The organism is uncultured Limimaricola sp. (assembly GCF_964022235.1).
Lineage (GTDB): Bacteria > Pseudomonadota > Alphaproteobacteria > Rhodobacterales > Rhodobacteraceae > Limimaricola.
Map to the genome: position 1 here is coordinate 169,265 of NZ_CAXHZL010000006.1, position 18,531 is coordinate 187,795.

The following is an 18,531-nucleotide window of genomic DNA, read 5'->3' on the forward strand; positions in this document are numbered from 1 at the left end:
TCCGGTCTCCTCCCCGAAAGCGGTTGCTGCCGCATCAGCCGACGGCGATCTCCTTGCTGTCCTCGTAGACGGAGCCGTCGTCGTCGTACCAGGTGAAGGCGAAGGTTCCCGATTCCGGCACCTTGGCCTGGAATTCGAGAAACGGGTTGGTCGAGATCGCGGGCTCGAAGGTCACGTCGATGACGTTCTCGCCGTTGAAGTCGCAGGTGAAGCGATTGATGATCGAGCGCGGGATGAGGTTGCCCTCCTTGTCCTTGCGCTGCCCCGATTCCATCGGGTGCGAGATCAGGGTCTTGATCGTGATGACCTCGCCTGCGGTGGCGTCCTTGGGGACGCGTACGCGGGGGGTGACGTTCTCTGCCATGTCCTAGTTCCTTTCCCGGGGCCTCAGCCGCCGCATCCGCCGATCGTGACCTTCACCTCCTGTGCCGCGCGCGCGAAGCTGCCGTCGGCCATCTTGGCGATGGCGACCACTTCTTGCGTGCCGGCAAGGCGGATCCGGGTCGAGGCCATCTGCGCGCCCGCGAGCGGGCCGAAGTGGAACACGCCGACGTCGGGGTTCGGGTTGCCAGTGGCGAGGATCATGATCGACTCCGCGCCCGGCGCGTCGACCTCGACCGGCACCGTGTTGCCGTTCTCGGCGATCTCGGGCGCGGTCAGGGTCAGGCCGGTGTCGGCCATCTCGGCACCGCCGGTGAATTCGGCGATCATGTCCTCGGTTGGGGTGGCCAGCGCCATGCGCCCGCCAAGCATCACCGTGAGGCCGCTTCCGGCCAGCACGGCGAGGGTCTGTCTGCGTGAAAAGCTCATCTCTCTCCTCTCCTGCCGCACGCGATCATTCCTCGTGCAGCGTCATCAGGTAGGCGACCACATCCTCGATCTGTTCCGCCGTCAGCAGCGGCGGCAGATCCTCGGGCGCCGCCTTGCCGGTGAAGTCGTCGCCGGGGCGGATGAAGCCGCTGGTCTTGTAGAAGGCCGGCATGATGGTACCGGGGAAGGTCATCTTGGCGTTCGAGACGATGCCGCGAAGTTCGGCCTCGTTCCAACGATCGGCGGCGCCATCGAGCGGCGGGCCGACGTCGCCGTGAAACGGCTCGGCCTCGAGCGCGCCAACCTGGTGGCAGGCGATGCAGTTGCCAAGGCTGCGGGTCGTCATGACCTTGGCCCCCGCTTCGGCATTGCCGGCGATCCCGTTCAGCGATGTCTCGACCTCGCCGTATTCACCATACGCCACAGCGTCGGGCGCCACGACTTCGGCCTGTGCGACGGTGCCGGCCAGTGCCAGCCCGAGCGCGAATGCGATGTATCGCGTCATGTCTCCTCCCTGCGGCATTTTGTCCTCCGAACCGAGGTTAGACCGAGTCCGGACCCGCAAGCAATAACATATTTGATTTATTGAATACGGTGCCGGAAAGCCGTGACGTCACCGTGGCTTGTCGGCCATCTCGAGCATTCGCGCGTGGTATTTCTGGAACGACTCGTCGCCCTCATAGCCGTGTTCGACAACCCAGTTGAGCAGGTTCAGCGTCGTGCTGGCGCCGAAGGCGCCGGGCATCACCGCCACCGCCGCGCGGGGGGCCGCGACGCTCGATGCGACCTCTTCGGGCAGGAACATCATGGTCGGGGTGAACAACAGCCCCCAGCGCGCCACCATCTCTTTTTCGGGCAATACCGTGCCATCGAAATCGGTCACCTCGATGTCGCCGAACATGTTGAGTTGCACGACGAAGAAGCGCTCGCGCAGCGCCGCATCGATCTCGGGGACCACAAAGACCTCCTCGTGCATCTTCTTGCAGTAGATGCAGCCGCGCTGCTCGACGAGGAGCATGAGGCGCAGGCCTTCGTCGTTGGCCTCGGCCAGATCCTCGCGCAGATCGCGGAAGGTCTCGCGCATCCAGGGCGCCTTGTGCAGCCCATCGTCGCCGATGACCGGCTCGGCCAGGGCGGGGAGGGTCATGAAGGCAGCGGTCAGGAGTGAAAGCAGCGGGGCGAGGCGTTTCATCTTGGTCTCCCTTGCTCAGCCAAAGCGGCTGAAGACGGAAAAATTGTCCAGCATCCACTGGGCGATGAGATTGACCGAGTTGGTGGCGATCAGCAGGCCGAACACCACGAGCAGCCCGCCGGTCAGTTTTTCGACCGCGCCGAGATGGTGGCGAAAGCGGGCCATGAAGCGGGTAAAGGGCGCGATGAAGACGGCGGCCAACAGGAAGGGCAGGGTCATGCCGATGCCATACGCCAACAGCAGCCACGCGCCTTGGGCGGCGGTCTGGGTGCTGCCGGCGGTGAACAGGATGACGCCCAGCACCGGTCCGACGCAGGGGGTCCAGCCGAAGGCGAAGGCCAGGCCCATGACGAAGGCCCCCGCGAGGCCGATGTTGCCGACCTCGCCCCGCTCGAGCTTGAACTGCCGGTAGAGCAGGGCGATCGGCAACAGCCCCAGAAAGTGAAGCCCCATCAGGATGATGATCGCCGCCGCGACCCAGCGCAGCAGTCCGAACCATTCGCGCAGGACCTGACCCGCAAGGGAGGCCGAGGCCCCCAGTGCCACGAAGACCACGATGATCCCGGCGCAGAACAGGGCGGTGAAGAGCAGCGCCCGGCCCCGGTCGACCGCGGCTGTCCCGGATACGGCCCCGGCTTCGGCGTGCCGCGCTCCGGTCCCGGCGAGATAGCCGAGATAGAAGGGCACCATCGGTAGGATGCAGGGTGAGAGAAACGACAGCAGCCCCGCCAGAACCGCGCCGCCAAGCGTGACCTCGAACATCCGCTCCCCCGGTTGCCGCATTCACATTCCCATACTATTATATGTGCAAATGAACCCGTCAATCGGCCCCCTCATGTTGCGCGCTCTGATCCTGTCGCTTGGCCTGTGGGCCTCTGCCCCCGCTTCCGTGCAGGCGGCGCTGGAGCTGGTGATGGTCGAGGAGGCGGGCTGCGTGTGGTGCGCGCGTTGGAACGCCGACATCGGGCCTATCTATCCCAAGACCGAAGAGGGCGAGGCCGCGCCCTTGCGCCGGATCGACCTGCGCGAGGATTTGCCCGAGGATCTCGAGCTTGCGCGCCCGGCGGTGTTCACGCCGACCTTCGTTCTGGTGCAGGACGGAGTGGAGCTGTCGCGGATCGAAGGCTACCCGGGCGAGGATTTCTTCTGGGGTCTTCTCGGGCGGATGTTGGAGCAGGCGGAAGGCGGCACCTACAGCGAGGGTGACGCGGAGGTCACGCAGCCATGAGCCTTCTTTCCTCGCAGGATTGCGGACCCCGGCCCGGCTGCCTAAATAGCGGGCCTGACACCGGGCGGAAGCAGTTCGCCGCAGAGCGGAGTAGGCGAATGGCACTGCCGAAGATCACCAACGACATGAGCGAGGCCGACCTCGATCTGATGATGCGCAACGCATCCGAGGCTTCGGATTTTCTCAAGGCGTTGGGTCATGAGGGTCGGTTGATGATCCTGTGCCACCTCGTCACCGGCGAGAAGTCGGTCAACGAGCTGGAGCAGCTGCTTTCGGCGCGGCAGGCGGCGGTGTCGCAACAGCTTGCGCGGCTGCGCCTCGAAGGGCTGGTGACGCCGCGCCGCGATGGCAAGACGATCTACTACAGCTTGACCGATGACCGGCCCCGCCGGATCATGGAGCTGGTTTACGAGCTGTTCTGCCGGTCGGAATGATCGGCGGCGCGCCGGGGAGGGCGCGCGCTCCGGGGAGGATGTCGAATGCTTGACTGGGTCGATGAGCCGACCCTCGCGGCGCTGTTTGGCTTGGGCGGCGGCGTCTTGCTCGGGCTTGCGGCGCGGCTGGGCCGTTTCTGCACGCTGGGCGCGATCGAGGATGCGCTTTATGGCGACAGCCTCGTGCGGATGCGGATGTGGGCGGTGGCCATCGCCATGGCGGTGGCGCTGGCCTCGGGGCTGACGGCGCTTGGCCTGCTCGATCCGAGCGACAGCTTCTACCTCGCGCAGGGCTGGAACCTCTGGGGCGCCGTCGCGGGTGGGCTGGTCTTCGGCTATGGCATGGCGCTGGCGGGCAACTGCGGCTATGGCGCGCTGGCCCGGCTCGGCGGCGGCGACATGCGGTCTTTCGTGATCGTTCTGGTGATGGGGCTCGCGGCCTATGTCACCCTGTCGGGGCCGCTTTCGGGACTCCGCGTGGCTCTGTTTGCTCCAAACTCCGCGACCGGGGCCTCGGGCATCGGCCACGCACTTTCGGGTCTGACCGGACTGCCGCTGGCGCTTTGTGGGGTGCTGATCGCCGCCGCGATCCTTGTCGCGGCGCTCTGGCCCCGTGCCGAGCCGATGCCGATCGGCGGCGCGCTTTGGGGCGGCGCGGTCGGGCTGGCCGTGGCGGGCGGCTGGGCCGGAACAGCTTGGTTGCATCGCGCCGGCTTCGACGCTTTGCCGGTCGTGTCGCATACGTTCTCGGCCCCTTTGGGCGAGACGATGCTTTACGCCATGACCTCAAGCGGCTCGGCGCTGAGCTTCGGTGTGGGCTCGGTGGCAGGCGTGCTCGTCGGGGCCTTCGTGGGCAGCCTCTGGAAGGGGCATTTCCGCTGGGAGGCCTGCGAAGACCCGCGCGAGCTCAAGCGGCAGATCCTCGGTGCGGCGCTGATGGGGTGGGGCGCCGTGACGGCCGCTGGCTGCAGCATCGGACAGGGGATCTCCGCGTTCTCGGTTCTGGCCTATAGCGCGCCGATCACGCTGGCTGCGATCGGGCTTGGTGCGGCGCTGGGACTGCGGCAATTGATCAGCGGCTTTGCCCCGGCCGAATGACGACACGCGCGGAAGCGCGTGACAACACATACAAACATCGTAATGTGTCTCAAATTTTTTCGGAGACATGCCCATGACCGTCACGCGCCGCCGATTGATTCAAACCGCCGCCGCATCCGGCGCGCTTATCTTGGGGCCGGGGCTGCGGCGGGTCTGGGCGCAGACCACCACGGCCGTGGGCGACGCGGAGGTGATGACGCTCAGCGATGGGCATCTGGAACTGCCCGAGAGCTTCCTGCTGGGCGAAGCGCCCGAGGCCGAGGCGCGCGAGATCCTCGCCGCCGCAGGGGTCGCCGCAGGCCCCTACCGGCCCGAGTGCAACGTGACCTTGTGGCGCGATGGCGATCGGCTGGTGCTGTTCGACGCCGGTGCGGGTCCGGCCTTCATGTCGAGCGCCGGGCAGTTGCCGGACGCGCTGGCCGCGGCAGGCATCGATCCCGGCGAGGTCACCCATGTCGTCTTCACCCATGCCCATCCCGACCATCTTTGGGGGGCGGTCGACGATTTCGACGAGCCGCTCTTTGCCAACGCCGAACATCTGATCGGTGGGTTCGAGCTGGATTACTGGAACGACCCCGCGACCCTCGGCACGATCGATCCCGCGCGCCAAAGCTTCGTGGCGGGTGCGGTGCGGCGGTTCGAGCTGCTCGGTGATCACCTGCGAAGCTTTGGCACCGACGAGGAGATCCTGTCCGGCGTGATCGCCGTCTCGACCCCCGGTCACACACCGGGTCACATGTCCTTTGCGCTGCACAATGGCGCAGCGTCGATGATGGTGATCGGTGACGCCGTCGGCAATGCGCATCTGGCCTTTGCGCGGCCGGACTGGCCCGCGGCGGCCGATCAGGACCCAGAAATGGGCGCCGCCACGCGGGTACGCCTGATGGACCAACTCGCCGCCGATGCCATGCCCATGATCGGATTTCACCTTCCCGGTGGCGGCATCGGACGGGTCGAGAGGGCGCAGACGGGATATAGGTTCGAACAGGGTTGAGACTCCGTCAGTCGGTCTCCAAGCGGGCCAGTGCGACGGCGATGTCGGCGTTGTCGAGGATGTACTGACCATATTCCCGACGCCAGACGAAGCCTTTGTCCCGCAATGCTGCAAGGGCGGTCTGAATGGTCGTCACGGCGGGCACCCGGCCACGGTGGGCGGCTTTCAAAGCGTCACGAGTCTCTTCCGCAAATGGCTGGAACGCGAGTCCCTTTCTCGCCATCAGTCGCAGGATTTCCTGTTGCAGCGGGGTCATCGACGCGATTTCGGACAGGGTGTCGATCTCGGCCTGCGCCTTGCGCTCCGCAGCGATCCGTTTCAGCGCCTCCGGCCCCGCCCCTTCGGGCGCGAAAATGAGATCGCGCAGGCAATCGGTCAGCAATTCCGGCCTGCGTCCGACGACCTCGAAGGCCGCTTCGAGATCCTCAGGAGAGAGCTTGGCGGTATCGGCAAGGGACTCGTTCACACGCGCGGCCATGCTCGAGACATAGGCTCTGCCTAGCGGCGGAAAGGGTCGGACGCTGCCGCCGAAGAACGGGGCCTGACGGTTCTGGACCAGCGTCGACAGCTTGTCGCGATGCGAACCGGTCATCAGGAGGTACAGGTGCCGATTGCCCGGCGCCTGATTGATTGCGTCACGGGCCGCCTTCAGGGCGAACATGGCATTGAGCCCGGCATCCGTTTCGACCGCCTGCTGCGCCTCGTCGATGATGACCACCAGATCCTTGCCCGTCGCCTTGATCAGATCTTCGAGGGCATCGGCGATGGTCCCGGACCAGGGACCGCTCTCCTTCAAGCCGACCGAGAACCCCAAGACGCCGACCCGGCTGACCGGACTATTCCTGCGCAGCCGCGAGATCAGCCCGTCATGCTGTTCCAATGCGGTCTTGATCCGCGAGATGATGAGATCCGCCGGGTCGGCGGACCGGTCGGACCACAGATCGACATAGATGACGGCGTAGCCCTTGCTGTCGAGATGCGGAATGAGGTCTGATCGCAGAAAGGTGGTCTTTCCGGTTCGACGCGGCGCTGCAAGGAACAGGCCCGCGAGAGAGCCGGTGAGCGGATCGGGCGTCAGCAGCGAGGCGATGCGGGCCGCATCCTCGGCACGCGGCACGTGAAGTGAAGGGGCCATTACGTGTCCTTACGCTTCTGTTACGTAAGTTACGTAGTGCATAAGTAAGCATGGGTAAAGGGGTGGGGTTCGCAGGCTCTGGTCTGCGAGGTACCTTGTGGCCAGTCCGGCGACGCGGCGAACCGCTCAGCTGCGTTCTCGCCGGAGTTCTGAAGCCAGCCTCGCCGCGATCCGAAACGCGCCATCCGGTGCGACCTGCCCAAGCAAGATTAATCGAGACGATGTCCGAGACCCCCGCGCCGGTTCATACCGACGCGGGGGCCTGCTGCCTGCCGCTCCGAACGGGGTCGAATGGGAGGCGGCCGACGACCCCACCGGAGCCCGAAGTTCGGTTCACCGGGTTGCCAGCCCCTGTCACGTGCCGAGCTACACGGCGAAGCGTGGCTGTGAGCGCGCAAGGTGGCGAAGCCCCCGATCCGGGGTCAGCTGTAGGCACCTGCCGAATAGGTCAGCTCATAGCTGTGGCTGTAGATCTCGAACACGATGCCGAAGGGGTCTTCGACATAGACCATGCGGTAGGGCTTGTCGTCGGGGAAGTATTCGCGGACCGGCATGCGCTGCTTGCCACCCGCGGCCACGATCCTTGACAGCAACCCTTCGAGATCCGGGTCCTGGATTGCGAAGTGGAACGTACCGTGCCGGCGAAACGCAAGGTTGTCGTCCGGGGCCTCGTTGCCTTCGAACTCGAACAGCTCGAAACCGATCCGGTCGGCGCTGGCCAGATGCGCGATGCGCAACCGCCCCCAGCCGGGACCAAAGACATCGGTGCACATCTGGCCGATGTCGCTGTCGTCCTCGACGATCTCGGTGGGCTGCATGATCGTGTAAAAGCCAAGAACATCGGCATAGAAGGTCACGGCGGCGTCGAGATCGGGGACCGAAAGGCCGATGTGCGAAAAGCTGCGGGGGGTCGGGCGCATGGGGTTGTCCTGTTTGCTGCGTTGTCCCGGCAGATCTAAACCTGTTAACCTCGGCATAAAAATTATCGTTTCGATGGAAAACGATAGTGGGTAGTGATGGTATATGCTGAACGCCCAATGGCTCGAAACCTTCACGGTCCTGAGCGAGACTGGTCATTTCACCCGCACCGCCGAGCTGCGCGGCATGACCCAGCCCGGGGTGTCGCAGCACCTTCGCAAGCTTGAGGCGCAGGTGGGCCAGACGCTGATCTCGCAGCAGGGCAAGGGCTTCAGCCTGACCCCGGCCGGGGAGGCTGTCGCGGCCATGGGGCAGGCGCGCCGTGCGGAGGAGCGCGCCCTCCGCGAGGCGATCCTCAGCGACGATCCGGATGTGGGCGAAGCGGTCATCGCCTGCTCGGGGAGCTTCGCGATGCTTCTTTATCCGGCGCTTCTGCCGATGATGCAGGCCGCACCGCATCTGATCCTGCGTCTTGAGGCCACCCCGCAGGAGGGGATCCTGTCAGGCGTGCTGGAGGGGCGGTTCGACATTGGCGTGGTCAGTCAGGAGCCTAGCCATCCCCGGCTCGCGGCAAGTCATATCGGACGCGAGGAGCTATGCCTCGTGCTGCCCGCGGTTGCGCCCAGCGATGCGCCAGAGACGCAGATCCGTTTCGCCGATCTCGACGCGCGTGGCCTGATCGCCCATCCCGACGGGTTCGCCTATGCCGAGGAGCTGCTCGGGCTCAATTTCCCGAGGGACTTCGCCGGGTCCGACCGGCTGCGCCTGCGCGGTTTCGTCAATCAGATCGGCCAGATCCCGATGCCTGTCGCGCATGGTGTCGGCTACACGCTGCTTCCGCGAAGCGGCGTCGACGCTTTCCCCCTCAAAACTAGGCTGCGTATCGAGGCGCTGCCCAAACGCCGCTATCACGAGCTGTGGCTGGTGGCCCGTCGCGGACGGCAGATGTCAGCGCGCCTGACCCGGGTCGCGCAAGAGATCCGCTCTGTTGCCGCCACGCTGGACGGGCGCTGAACGGCTCTCCTCCGTCGCCAGAACGGCTTGGCGCGCCGCCGATAGCCCTTTTGCAGGACGTTACCGAAGTCGATCTATCGATCCGGCGCGTCCGCGTTACCGTCCGGTCCCACGACATCCGCGCAAGGTTTACGGACAGGAAACACAGCGAAAAGGATCCTGGCGGATCAATACTCAATCGTCACCAGAACCGAGTCCGCATATTGGCCCGCGTGCAGCGCCTGACCCCCGAAGATCCGACCGTGAACGGTCGTCAACTGCGTGGCGGCCGTCCCTGTCGCATGCAGGTCGTTGCCGGGATCGTCGCCCCACGGGATGCTGCGCGCGGCATCCTGATAGAGCCCGTATCTGAGCTGCCCGCCAAGGCCAGTCATCCGGCGGTCGGTCGGACCGCTCGCCCCCGCGCCGCCCCCCGGACCCAGACGGATCGCATATGGCGTGGCAGCGGTGCAGCGGACGCCGAGCTGCGCCGCGCCATCGATGTGACCTCTGGTCGCGGGGTCGATCCGCCCGAAGTCGAGCGCGGCACCCTCCAGCTCGCATAGGGACGTCACACTGGCGCTGACCGTGAACGAAGGGATGAGTTTGACCGTAGGGCCGGTCTCCGCGCAGGAGGAAACGGGATATTCGATCGTGGCACCGGAGGACGCGGAAAACTCGGAGCTATAGTCGCCCGTACCGGTCACGGCACCTCTCGAGGTGATGTCTGCCTGCACGGGGATGGTTTTCTTCATCCCCAACCATGAGGTGACCTGAAGGTGGTAGCCGCTCCGGCCCGTATCCGCTATCCGCATGTCATAGGCGAGGGGGTCGCCGTCGGCACGGCGCATGTAGCGTGGCAGGTTCTGGCTCGCGGCTCCGCCGCTGCCGGTGCCGAAGCGCACGCAGATGCCGACGCTCGAAATCAACTGGGCGCAGGAGATGGTCAGGCTGCCCGAAGTGCTATGAACCACACCCTCTCTCAGGCTGACGGATCCAAAGGCGACATTCGTCATCGTGGCGCTGCAGCTGGACATGTTCTGCGCGACCGAAGGGGCGGGTGACAGAAACGACAGTCCGATGATCAAGGCACGCAGGGCAGGGCGCATCACAGGCATGGCAGGTGTCCTGAAACAGGGTTTGAAACGGCCGGGAGGATCGCTTCGCACCGTGTCGCGCCTTGTTCGGCGACGATGACCGCGCCGGCGCCGGCATCCTGCAACAGGACCTGTCCGTCATAGCCGACATCGAAGCCGTTTGCGCGGCCATCCACTGTCACCGGCGTGCCGAGAGCAACCGGCGCTCCCGTCCGATCGACCAGCGTGACCAGGCGGGATTGTGAGATGTCGGAAATGCCGAAATCGACCGTGACGCCGCTTCGGCGGGCGGGAACGGCCTCGCTTGCGGTTGACAACCAGACCGCGTCGCCCGGCAGATCGCCGACATCGACCGACAGGCGATTGCTGTAGTAGGAGTTCAGCCCTGAAACCAACGCGTGGCCATTTGAGCCGGTGCGCGCCACTTCCCGGTTCTGCAGGCGCACGGGGATGTCGCCGCGCCCGGCATCGACGATCGCGAAGGCGTCGTTGATCTTCGGCCCAGCAGCCAGACGCCGATCGATATAGGCGACCGCGCCCTGAAACCGGGCTTCGGCCGATGCGCCGCCTGAGGCGACGTCGATTTGCCCCGCCGCACGGCCGTACCGGGTTTTGCGCTCCAACCGCGCGCCGATCCGGGCCTCGTCGTCGTCACGGGTGGCCTGCAGGCTATAGCCCATCGCTTCGGGGCGCTCATCGGGCATCAGCGATGTCAGAATGCTCGCGCGCTGTCTGTCGTCGACCTGAATTTGGTGCGTCCTGCGGCCCCTGAGCAGGTTGAACAGCACCGCACCATGCGCCTCGCCGCTCTCGAAATCATGGCTCGCACTCAGGCTCAGGGTGCCGCCGATCCGGTCGAACGCGTGCGAATAGCCCACGCCCGCTACGCGATTGCGACGCTGTGCCTGATCGGACCGAACGTAGTTGAGCCCGAACCTCTGGTCCCCTCCGGTGACCCCCACGGAAAGCACGTCGCGGGCGGTGGGCGGGCGTATCGCGGTGCCGCTGGTCCCGGTCGCGCGATCGATGCCATAAGCGAGATCGGCCAGATCGTCCGAGCCGCGGTAGAGGCTCGCGCTCACCGACAGCCAGTCCAGCGGATAGGCCGACATGGTGACTTCGCCGAATTGGCCGGTCTGACGGCTGTCGCGGCTCGCCCCCGCGGTGATCGACATTTCGGCAATCTGCCCCAGAGCATACTCCATCCCGACCCCGGCGAGATAGGTCTCGTCCATCCCCTCGACATGCCCCGAAAGGGTGAGATCCCGCGTCGCGCCGACGCGAACGGTCGCCGACGCCGCCGTCTGGTCGAGGTAGCCACTGTCGATCGAACCATAGCCGAGGCGCGGGCGTCCCGCCTCGACCGAATAGTCGAGCACGCCCCGCCGAAGCAGGTTGCGCGCGCCGAAGAACGGCATGTCCTGCAGTCGAGTCTCACCCCCCGGGCCACGCAGGGCAATGGTCGCCGTACCAGCCCCGGTCGGGACCGGCACGTTGTCGAGCTGGAATCGACCCGGCTCCACCACGCCCGAATAGACCGCCGCTCCTTCCACGAAGACGTCGACGGTGCTCGGCACTGCGGCACGCCCCGAATAGGTCAGCAACGGCGCGGTCACGAGGTCGCGCCGCAGCGCAAAGTCCTTTTGGACCTGCAACCCACCGAGCCGCACGGCCCGGCCCCACGACAACGAGGAGGTCGTCATGTCGCCGAGCCGGAACGACAGGGCCCGGTCGATTGCGTCGCGCTCGATCGTGGTGTCGTACCGCAGCCATTGCGTGTCTTGGGGTTGGTCGAGCGGGACAACCGCGTAGCCCGTCGTGCCACCCCGCCCCCAAGGCGTGAAGATCCAAGCGTCGAGCGCAAGACCCAATCCATCCGCGTGGGTGGCGCCCTCCGCGTCCCTGCGAATCCGCAGGGTCCCATCGTAATTGATGGCAGCCCCATATGAGGGGTCGGCGCGGAGGATCTCGGCCCGCGGTGGCCCAAGACGCTGCGGTGCCAATGCGCTCGGGGAGACATCGATCTCCACGCGTTGACGCATGGGATCATAGCGATAATCGAGCGATGGTATCGCATCCAGCGCGACGACCTCACCACCGGGAGGCGCGTCGAAGCCCAGTTCGACAAGCTCGGTAACCGGGGAGGACAGACGCCCCGCTGCGTCTCGCCGAAACTCGGCGATCAACCCGGTCGGCGCGCCGTTGATCACGACATCCAGAAACAGGATCTCGTCACCCCCGGCCAGGGGCGAGATCGGCAATCCGGCGTCCGGATCAACCAGATCCTGCGCCGAAGCGCTCAAGGCCGCCCCCAAGACGACGACGAACGGGGCCGCCTTCAGGGTGGCGGCGACGATCGCGGCAATACCTTGGTCGTTTCGCGCTCGTGTCACCACGCGGCTCGTCCGCCCCCGCGTTTCAGTTCGAGAAGCATAGGGGCACCGAGTGCCGGATGCGCAGGCTGATCTGACCGGGGGGGCGCGAGGCGTCGGGCAGCCTGTCGACCAGCACCCGGTAGCATTCGCGTCCCCTTGGCGCGGTGCCCGAAAGCCGGACGATGCGCGCCGTCAGTTCCTGACGCGGGCCAAGCTGTGCCATCGGCGGGCTGATCGCCACGGCCTGCGTAGGTCGCAACTGGTCCGCTGCCGTCCCTTCGGTCCAGGCAAAGACCCGCATTTGTATCACCGCCCCCGACTGGCGCGTGGACCGCACGGCCAGCGTCGTTTGCGCCGCATCGCCGGGCACTTCGAGACGGGTCGGTGCGACCGAAATGCCTTGGGCGGTGGCGGGCAGAGCGGTGCCCAGAATCAGGCAGAGGGGCATGGCCCAACGGGCGGATCGGCGCAGAAGACTGGCGCACATGGCATCGCTCCTCAGTAATTGACCGTGACGGAGATGACGTCGTTGTAGGTCCCGGCCTTGTAGGTTCCGGCCGGCACGCGACCATAGATGCTGACAGTATTCTCCTGCGCGGTGGCGAAGCTCCCAATGCCGACGCCCGTCCCGATCGGGATGGGTGACAGCCGATTGACGTTGGCAAAGAGCTGGTAGGGCACGAAGGCCCCTGCGCCATCGCTCATGCGCCGCTGGCCTGCGTTTTCGTTGGCACCGCCGCCGATCACGACCGTCAGGAGCGGCTTGCTCGCCGAACAGGCGACCGAGATCACCGCCGGAGCGACGTCGTCGGTATGCGCACCAAGGTTGATCGCGGAAAAGTTGAGTGTCGTCGCCTCGATCGAGCAGGTGTCCGCGACCGTGGCAGTCACGCTCAGGTTCGTCGTCTCCGTTGCCGCGAGAGCGGGATTCGATGCGGCCGTCATGACCGACAGACAGCCCATGAGTGCGGCAAAGGAGCAGTGGTACCGTATCATCATGTCCTCCTCGGGACGTTGCGAGGCAAGCGCTCTCAGAACGGGGGCCCGATCTGATCGGCCCTGCCGATGGAAAACTGTGAAAATGTCGTAATGAACTGATGGGTCTGAAAAAAATGCCAATAGGCGGGCAAAGCTTCGAACCAAACACGGCACCAAACGTGGTCAATGATTGCAAACTATACGAATGGGCATGGCGTGCAATCTCAGGTGGTTGCGAAAAGGGGCATACTGAATCCGCAGATTGATTTGTGTACCTGACGTGCAACACTGCTGTGTCCGTGTGGGTACTGATCCGTCAGGAGAGAGCCGGTCGTCTCGAAGTCCAGCCTGCTGAATTCTCGGCATTTCTTTGCGCGATCATTGAAATGCCCTGCTCGGTTATTCCCGTTCGGCGCACCAATGATGGCATGGATTTCCGTAAGGACTTGAGACGCCGCTGCATATGAAAACCTGCCAAATCCGTCGGCGAAGCGACGATGGGGATGTGTCAGGGATTCGGCCGCGACCTCAGCGGGGAACCGTCGAGACGCCGCATCCTCTTTTCTTGCACGGTGCGGCAGGACGCGCGGCAGCGCCCGTTGCTGGCAATCGGCGCTCTATCGAGAAGGGCCATGCCTCGGATGCGTTTCCGTAGCGAGACCTCAGTCTTGGTCGGCCCCAACTCCGGCGGCAGCCTCCAATGTCGCGATGTCGATCTTGCCCATCTGCATCATCGCTTCCGTCACGTGCTGCACGACGGCACCATCCGAATGCGCCAACAGGTCGGGCATTCTCTTGGGAATGATTTGCCACGAGACGCCAAAGTGATCTTCGAGCCAGCCACAGCGCCCGGCCGTTCCCCCCTTGCCGATCAAGGCGGTCCAAAGGCGGTCCGTTTCCTCCTGATCCTCGGTCAGAACGCTGATCGAAGCGGCGGGTGTCAGCTTGTGGTGGGGACCCGCCGTCAGGATTATCATCGGCGCGCCTGCGAGCGAAAACTCGACGATCATTGGATCGTCGGGGCGACCATTGTCGCGCACCGCCTCGATGCGGCTGTTCGGCAGGAGGGAGACGTACTCCCTTGCGGCGTCAACACCGCGTTCGGCAAACCACAAGCAGGTACGCACCTTTGTTGACGTCTGCATCGATCGGAGCTCCCTTGTGGCCTCGGGGCCGGAGCCTCGATCCGTGTCGCCCACAGGAGAACACCGAAAGGCGCGCTTGCCAAGCGGATCCGCTATGCCTCCGCCACGAAGATCCGCGAGCCGACAAACCACGGCCTGCTGTCTGCCTGCTCAAGAGCTGCCTTCGCCACTCGGAAAGAGACGGCTGGCCAACGCGGCGGGCGGCGTCGGTTTTCGAAAGACTTCGAGATCGGGATAGGTGCCTTGAAGCGCATCGGGCAGCCCCACGCCGGTATGCACGATGACCGGCACGCCCGGACGCAGCACCTTCAGCACCGGCTCGATCGTGCCGTCAGGCAGATCGACATCGACGATCGCGCCGTCGGGGCGCTCGGTTTCGATCAGGCGCAGCGCCTCGGCGACGGTGGTCGCGGGCCCCAAGGCGACGCCCCCGGCCTGCTCGACGCCATAGGCGATATCGAGCGCGATGAAGGGTTCGTCCTCCACGATCAGGACCTTTGCCCCCCGCAGGATGCAATCTTGGTTCGACATGGCGTCAATCCTCTCTCGCATGCGTCAATAATGGAGCCGGTCGGCCGCCGCGGTCAGCCGGATTTCCACGCCCTCGGGATGCCAATCGAAATCGATGCTGCCACCAAGTTGGCCGGTCGCACTGAGCCGCGCGAGCTGGCTGCCGAAACCGCCCCGGCGCGGCGCCTCCACCACATGCGGGCCGCCTGTTTCCTTCCAGGTCAGGGACAGACCGGCCTCCGACCATGTCCAGTCGACCGCCACCACGCCTTTATGCGTCGACAGTGCGCCGTATTTGGCCGCGTTGGTGGCCAGCTCGTGCAGGATCAGCGCCAAGCTAGTCGTGGCCGTCGGTCCGATGTCGACATCGGGCCCGCCCTGACGCAACGCGCCCTCCCGGCCGCTGACATGCGGCTCCATGATGACATCGATGAGCTGGTCGATCCGGGTGGGGGCACCGGAATCCTGACGTGCGGTGATCGACGAGGTGATCAACTCATGCGCCCGCGCAAGCGACATCAGCCGACCGCGCAGCGCCACGGACATCTCATTCACATCCCTCGCGTTGCGGGCCGTCATCTGGATCATCCCCGCCGTGATCGAGAACAGGTTCTTGACCCGGTGATTGAGCTCGCGCAGCAGAAGCTGGCGCGACTCTTCGGCCCGCTTGCGCTCGCTGATGTCGACGATGTTGCAGACGGCACCCTGCAATTCTCCCTGCCAGATGACCGGGCGCACCCAGTATTCGACGGGGAAGGACGTGCCGTCGGTGCGGAAGAACACCTCGTGGTCCACATGCGCCGTGTCCCCCATGCGCGCGACACGGTAGATCGGGCAGTCCTCGTGCGCGTAATGGGTTCCGTCGGCGTGAGAGTGATGGATGACGTCATGGAGTAGCTTGCCGATGACCGCCTCTTCGCTGTCAAACCCGAGCATGCGCAGGAACGACGCGTTGCAGCGGGTGGTCCGACCTTCGGTGTCCACCGCGTAAAAACCGTCGGCCGTCGCGTCGAGCAGCAAGGCCAGATCGGCCTCGCGGCGCTTGAGATCGGTTTCGGTTCGGCGGCGCTGCTCAATGTCGATGAGAACGCCCGGGAACCGCACGGCATTGCCTTGCTCGTCCAACTCGCAATGGCCGTTCGCCTCGACCCACCGGTAGCCGCCTTCGGCATGTTTCACCCGGTATTCCGACCGGTAGTCGCCCCCCTGACGCATCGCCGCCTTGATCTGCCGTTCCACCCGATCCCGATCATCCGGATGGACTGACTTGGCGACTTCGGACAGGCCTACCCCGGCATGGCACCGTTCGGGGTCGATATCGAACGCGCGGGCGAAACGCTCGTCGGCGGTGATGAGGTCGGTGGGAACGTGCCAGATCCAGGTGCCGATGATCGCCCCGGCGGCCAGCGCCAGCTCGATCCGCTCGCGCGCCACCTCAAGCTCGCTCTTGGTCTTGAGAAGTTCGGCCTCGGTGCGGCGGCGCACCTCGATTTCGCTTTGCGCGGCTTGGTAGAGGCGGGCGTTGTCGATGGCGATCGCAGCCTGACCGGCGATGCCCACCATGAGTTGCTCGTGATGCTCCGAGAACCGGCCCGTCTCGGCATGGCCGAAGAACAGCCCGCCGATGACCTCGCCCGACCGCGCGACGACGGGCACCGCGAGATAGCTGCGCACGGGCAGATGGCCCTTTGGCATGCCCTTGTGCGGCGCGTTTTGGCCGTATCGGAGATCCGTCGTGATGTCGTCCGAGCGCACGATGCCACTGCCACCGAAGGTCGGGGAGAAGACCTTGGTGTTTCGGGGCATCGGAAAGTTCGAGAAGGCCGAGCGTTCCACGCCCGAGAGGGCATAGAGCATATAGCTGTCGCCGGCCATGTCGGTGACATTGTAGAAGAAAGCCCCGAACTGGGCTCCGGTCAGCTCGACGCCTCCGTCCGTCACCATCTGGACGACCACTTCGAGATCGAGTTCGGCCGCAACACCGGCCCCGGTTCGGTTGAGCGTTTCCAAAAGACGCTTCTGGTCGTTCAGAACCTTTTGCGAGACATAGCGCTCGAGCACGAGGGCCGTGGTTCGAGACACCAGTTCGACAAAGTTCTCGTCCCGCGCCGAGGGGAGGCCGACACGGGGGCTGTAGATCGCGAAAACGCCGAGGACGTCGCCGTTGCCGCCAATGATGGGGTTCGACCAGCACGCCCGAAGCTCATGCGGGAGCGCGAGGTCCTGGATGCCCGACCACAGCGGATCCTGCGCGATGTCGGCGACATGGACCGCCGTTCCATGGAACGCGGCTGCTCCGAAGGAGCCAGCGGCGGGGCCGATCTCGATGCCGTCCATGGCCTGTATATAGGAATCCGGCAGGCCGACCGCCGCGCCGTGATGCAGATGCCTGCGCTGGTGGTCCGTGAGCAGGATCGCGCAGGAGAGTTCCTCACCCATGAAGGATCTGAGCGCTTCGACGAGTTCCTTGAGAACCATTTCGAGCGGCTCTTCCCGAAGGGTCAGCTCGAGCATCTTGTGTTGCAATGACCGGATGCCGTCCTGCCATGCGTCGCCGCCCTGTGCCGCCTCGGTCCGCGCGATCACGGCGTCGATCTGCGTCGCCAGAAGCGTGAGAAACGCCTGGCCGTTGGCGTCGGAGGCGCCCAGAGGGTTGAGCCCGATGACCAGAACACCGTGCGGTCGCGTGTCCGCCGATCCACCAAGAGGCAGCGCCAATACCTGCCGGACGGCTGCGGGCGAATGCGCCGCGGACACGTCGGCCGTCTGATCTAGCACGACCACGCGCGAGGTGCGGGTGTCGAATGCCTCGGCCACGGGACAGCTCACCGCACCGTTAAACATCATCCGATCCGGGGCCGTGAATTGGTGGGGAACAGAGCCCGCTGTCGCGGACAGTGACAATGCCGTGCCATTGGCGAGATAGAGAGCCGCGAAGGGGACATCGACGGGACCGGTCTCCAACGCGCGAGCTACGCGCGCGCAGGCGTCTCGCACATCGGTCACCTCGGTGGTCCTTAGGGTCAACTCCTTGAGCAGCGCCATCTGTCGGGCTTCGACGACGCGACGGGTCACGTCGACCGGCGCGCAGAGAACCCCCTTGGTTCTGCCATCCTCATCCCCGAGGGGTGTGAAGGCGATGGAATGGTAGGTTTCCTGCATGCGCCCATCGCGCATCTGCGGCAGAAAGCAATCCTCGACCGAGAAGGCTTCGCCACTTTGCATGATCCGGGCGAGCAGCGGCTCGATGCTGGTCCATGCCTGGCCAAGACCCTGAGGCGCAGGTTGTCCGAAAGCCTGCGGATGCTGCTCCCCGATGAAGTTTCGGGAGGCATCGTTGTAGAGCAGCACCGGATCCGCGCCCCAGAAGAGCCACATCGGCTGAGACGAGGCGAGCATGACCCGCACGGCATTTCGCAGCTCCTGCGTCCAGCCCGACGGCGACCCGAGGGGGCCGGACTGCCAGGCATGCGACCGGATCAGCTCGCCGAGTTCTTCGCCCTTGTGCAGGAGTTCGGAACTCACGCATTCACCTGATGGCATCGCCGTTCGCTCCGTTGGCTTCGCTCTGCATGTGCAGCATATGCAGAGCCACTGACAGCTTTCTTGCCACCTGTCGATGGC

Annotated in this window: 19 protein-coding genes; 5 read left to right on the plus strand and 14 right to left on the minus strand. The window is 65.2% G+C overall.

Features of this window, described 5'->3' with window-relative positions; genetic code table 11:
• Positions 1-34 precede the first annotated feature (34 nt).
• The 5 genes from soxZ to AADJ02_RS10000 form a co-directional block, all read right to left on the minus strand.
• On the minus strand, positions 35-364 hold the full coding sequence (gene soxZ / locus AADJ02_RS09980; protein ID WP_341212853.1) for a thiosulfate oxidation carrier complex protein SoxZ: 330 nt from the start codon (positions 362-364) through the stop codon (positions 35-37).
• Between the two features lie 23 nt (positions 365-387).
• Complete coding sequence (gene soxY, locus AADJ02_RS09985; RefSeq protein ID WP_341212854.1) at positions 388-810, minus strand: thiosulfate oxidation carrier protein SoxY; 423 nt, start codon at positions 808-810, stop codon at positions 388-390.
• A gap of 25 nt (positions 811-835) precedes the next feature.
• Complete coding sequence (gene soxX, locus AADJ02_RS09990) at positions 836-1,315, minus strand: sulfur oxidation c-type cytochrome SoxX (RefSeq protein ID WP_341212855.1); 480 nt, start codon at positions 1,313-1,315, stop codon at positions 836-838.
• 108 nt (positions 1,316-1,423) lie between these two features.
• The gene (locus AADJ02_RS09995; protein WP_341212910.1) at positions 1,424-1,957 is read right to left on the minus strand and encodes a thioredoxin family protein; all 534 of its coding nucleotides are present in this window, start codon (positions 1,955-1,957) and stop codon (positions 1,424-1,426) included.
• A gap of 60 nt (positions 1,958-2,017) precedes the next feature.
• Positions 2,018-2,764 carry a cytochrome c biogenesis protein CcdA gene (locus AADJ02_RS10000; RefSeq protein WP_341212911.1) on the minus strand — a complete coding sequence of 249 codons (747 nt, stop codon included), beginning with the start codon at positions 2,762-2,764 and terminating at the stop codon, positions 2,018-2,020.
• A gap of 73 nt (positions 2,765-2,837) precedes the next feature.
• On the opposite strand from AADJ02_RS10000, the gene AADJ02_RS10005 reads away from it, so the two are divergent.
• The 4 genes from AADJ02_RS10005 to AADJ02_RS10020 all read left to right on the plus strand — a co-directional run bounded on the left by AADJ02_RS10005 (position 2,838) and on the right by AADJ02_RS10020 (position 5,756).
• Positions 2,838-3,230 carry a thioredoxin family protein gene (locus AADJ02_RS10005; protein WP_341212856.1) on the plus strand — a complete coding sequence of 131 codons (393 nt, stop codon included), beginning with the start codon at positions 2,838-2,840 and terminating at the stop codon, positions 3,228-3,230.
• Positions 3,231-3,328: 98 nt separating this feature from the next.
• Positions 3,329-3,664, plus strand: coding sequence for a metalloregulator ArsR/SmtB family transcription factor (locus tag AADJ02_RS10010; RefSeq protein WP_341212857.1), 336 nt, complete (start codon positions 3,329-3,331; stop codon positions 3,662-3,664).
• A gap of 45 nt (positions 3,665-3,709) precedes the next feature.
• The gene (locus tag AADJ02_RS10015; protein ID WP_341212858.1) at positions 3,710-4,762 is read left to right on the plus strand and encodes a YeeE/YedE family protein; all 1,053 of its coding nucleotides are present in this window, start codon (positions 3,710-3,712) and stop codon (positions 4,760-4,762) included.
• A gap of 73 nt (positions 4,763-4,835) precedes the next feature.
• Complete coding sequence (locus tag AADJ02_RS10020; RefSeq protein ID WP_341212859.1) at positions 4,836-5,756, plus strand: MBL fold metallo-hydrolase; 921 nt, start codon at positions 4,836-4,838, stop codon at positions 5,754-5,756.
• 7 nt (positions 5,757-5,763) lie between these two features.
• Here AADJ02_RS10020 and AADJ02_RS10025 read toward each other — a convergent pair whose 3' ends face one another.
• A complete protein-coding gene (locus AADJ02_RS10025; protein WP_341212860.1) occupies positions 5,764-6,891 on the minus strand; it encodes an ATP-binding protein in 1,128 nt (375 codons plus the stop codon).
• Between the two features lie 422 nt (positions 6,892-7,313).
• Positions 7,314-7,811 carry a lactoylglutathione lyase family protein gene (locus AADJ02_RS10030; protein ID WP_341212861.1) on the minus strand — a complete coding sequence of 166 codons (498 nt, stop codon included), beginning with the start codon at positions 7,809-7,811 and terminating at the stop codon, positions 7,314-7,316.
• A gap of 103 nt (positions 7,812-7,914) precedes the next feature.
• On the opposite strand from AADJ02_RS10030, the gene AADJ02_RS10035 reads away from it, so the two are divergent.
• On the plus strand, positions 7,915-8,823 hold the full coding sequence (locus AADJ02_RS10035) for a LysR family transcriptional regulator (RefSeq protein ID WP_341212862.1): 909 nt from the start codon (positions 7,915-7,917) through the stop codon (positions 8,821-8,823).
• A 167-nt stretch (positions 8,824-8,990) separates the two neighbouring features.
• Here AADJ02_RS10035 and AADJ02_RS10040 read toward each other — a convergent pair whose 3' ends face one another.
• From AADJ02_RS10040 to AADJ02_RS10070, 7 genes are all read right to left on the minus strand, one after another.
• Positions 8,991-9,920, minus strand: coding sequence for a spore coat U domain-containing protein (locus tag AADJ02_RS10040; RefSeq protein ID WP_341212863.1), 930 nt, complete (start codon positions 9,918-9,920; stop codon positions 8,991-8,993).
• On the minus strand, positions 9,911-12,292 hold the full coding sequence (locus AADJ02_RS10045) for a fimbria/pilus outer membrane usher protein (protein WP_341212864.1): 2,382 nt from the start codon (positions 12,290-12,292) through the stop codon (positions 9,911-9,913). Before AADJ02_RS10045 ends, AADJ02_RS10040 begins: the two co-directional genes overlap by 10 nt.
• Positions 12,293-12,317: 25 nt before the next feature.
• A complete protein-coding gene (locus AADJ02_RS10050) occupies positions 12,318-12,761 on the minus strand; it encodes a fimbria/pilus periplasmic chaperone (RefSeq protein ID WP_341212865.1) in 444 nt (147 codons plus the stop codon).
• A gap of 11 nt (positions 12,762-12,772) precedes the next feature.
• The gene (locus AADJ02_RS10055; protein WP_341212866.1) at positions 12,773-13,237 is read right to left on the minus strand and encodes a spore coat U domain-containing protein; all 465 of its coding nucleotides are present in this window, start codon (positions 13,235-13,237) and stop codon (positions 12,773-12,775) included.
• A 677-nt stretch (positions 13,238-13,914) separates the two neighbouring features.
• Positions 13,915-14,451, minus strand: coding sequence for a VOC family protein (locus AADJ02_RS10060; protein ID WP_341212867.1), 537 nt, complete (start codon positions 14,449-14,451; stop codon positions 13,915-13,917).
• A gap of 96 nt (positions 14,452-14,547) precedes the next feature.
• Positions 14,548-14,928, minus strand: a complete 381-nt coding sequence (locus AADJ02_RS10065; RefSeq protein ID WP_341212868.1) for a response regulator — start codon at positions 14,926-14,928, stop codon at positions 14,548-14,550.
• Between the two features lie 24 nt (positions 14,929-14,952).
• On the minus strand, positions 14,953-18,432 hold the full coding sequence (locus tag AADJ02_RS10070; protein WP_341212869.1) for a GAF domain-containing protein: 3,480 nt from the start codon (positions 18,430-18,432) through the stop codon (positions 14,953-14,955).
• Positions 18,433-18,531: the final 99 nt, after the last annotated feature.

Coding starts and splice junctions, on each gene's coding strand:
- soxZ (WP_341212853.1), bottom strand. CDS start 364: ATGGCAGAGAACGTCACCCCCCGCGTACGCGTCCCCAAGGACGCCACC.
- soxY (WP_341212854.1), bottom strand. CDS start 810: ATGAGCTTTTCACGCAGACAGACCCTCGCCGTGCTGGCCGGAAGCGGC.
- soxX (WP_341212855.1), bottom strand. CDS start 1,315: ATGACGCGATACATCGCATTCGCGCTCGGGCTGGCACTGGCCGGCACC.
- AADJ02_RS09995 (WP_341212910.1), bottom strand. CDS start 1,957: ATGACCCTCCCCGCCCTGGCCGAGCCGGTCATCGGCGACGATGGGCTG.
- AADJ02_RS10000 (WP_341212911.1), bottom strand. CDS start 2,764: ATGTTCGAGGTCACGCTTGGCGGCGCGGTTCTGGCGGGGCTGCTGTCG.
- AADJ02_RS10005 (WP_341212856.1), top strand. CDS start 2,838: ATGTTGCGCGCTCTGATCCTGTCGCTTGGCCTGTGGGCCTCTGCCCCC.
- AADJ02_RS10010 (WP_341212857.1), top strand. CDS start 3,329: ATGGCACTGCCGAAGATCACCAACGACATGAGCGAGGCCGACCTCGAT.
- AADJ02_RS10015 (WP_341212858.1), top strand. CDS start 3,710: ATGCTTGACTGGGTCGATGAGCCGACCCTCGCGGCGCTGTTTGGCTTG.
- AADJ02_RS10020 (WP_341212859.1), top strand. CDS start 4,836: ATGACCGTCACGCGCCGCCGATTGATTCAAACCGCCGCCGCATCCGGC.
- AADJ02_RS10025 (WP_341212860.1), bottom strand. CDS start 6,891: ATGGCCCCTTCACTTCACGTGCCGCGTGCCGAGGATGCGGCCCGCATC.
- AADJ02_RS10030 (WP_341212861.1), bottom strand. CDS start 7,811: ATGCGCCCGACCCCCCGCAGCTTTTCGCACATCGGCCTTTCGGTCCCC.
- AADJ02_RS10035 (WP_341212862.1), top strand. CDS start 7,915: ATGCTGAACGCCCAATGGCTCGAAACCTTCACGGTCCTGAGCGAGACT.
- AADJ02_RS10040 (WP_341212863.1), bottom strand. CDS start 9,920: ATGCCTGTGATGCGCCCTGCCCTGCGTGCCTTGATCATCGGACTGTCG.
- AADJ02_RS10050 (WP_341212865.1), bottom strand. CDS start 12,761: ATGTGCGCCAGTCTTCTGCGCCGATCCGCCCGTTGGGCCATGCCCCTC.
- AADJ02_RS10055 (WP_341212866.1), bottom strand. CDS start 13,237: ATGGGCTGTCTGTCGGTCATGACGGCCGCATCGAATCCCGCTCTCGCG.
- AADJ02_RS10065 (WP_341212868.1), bottom strand. CDS start 14,928: ATGTCGAACCAAGATTGCATCCTGCGGGGGGCAAAGGTCCTGATCGTG.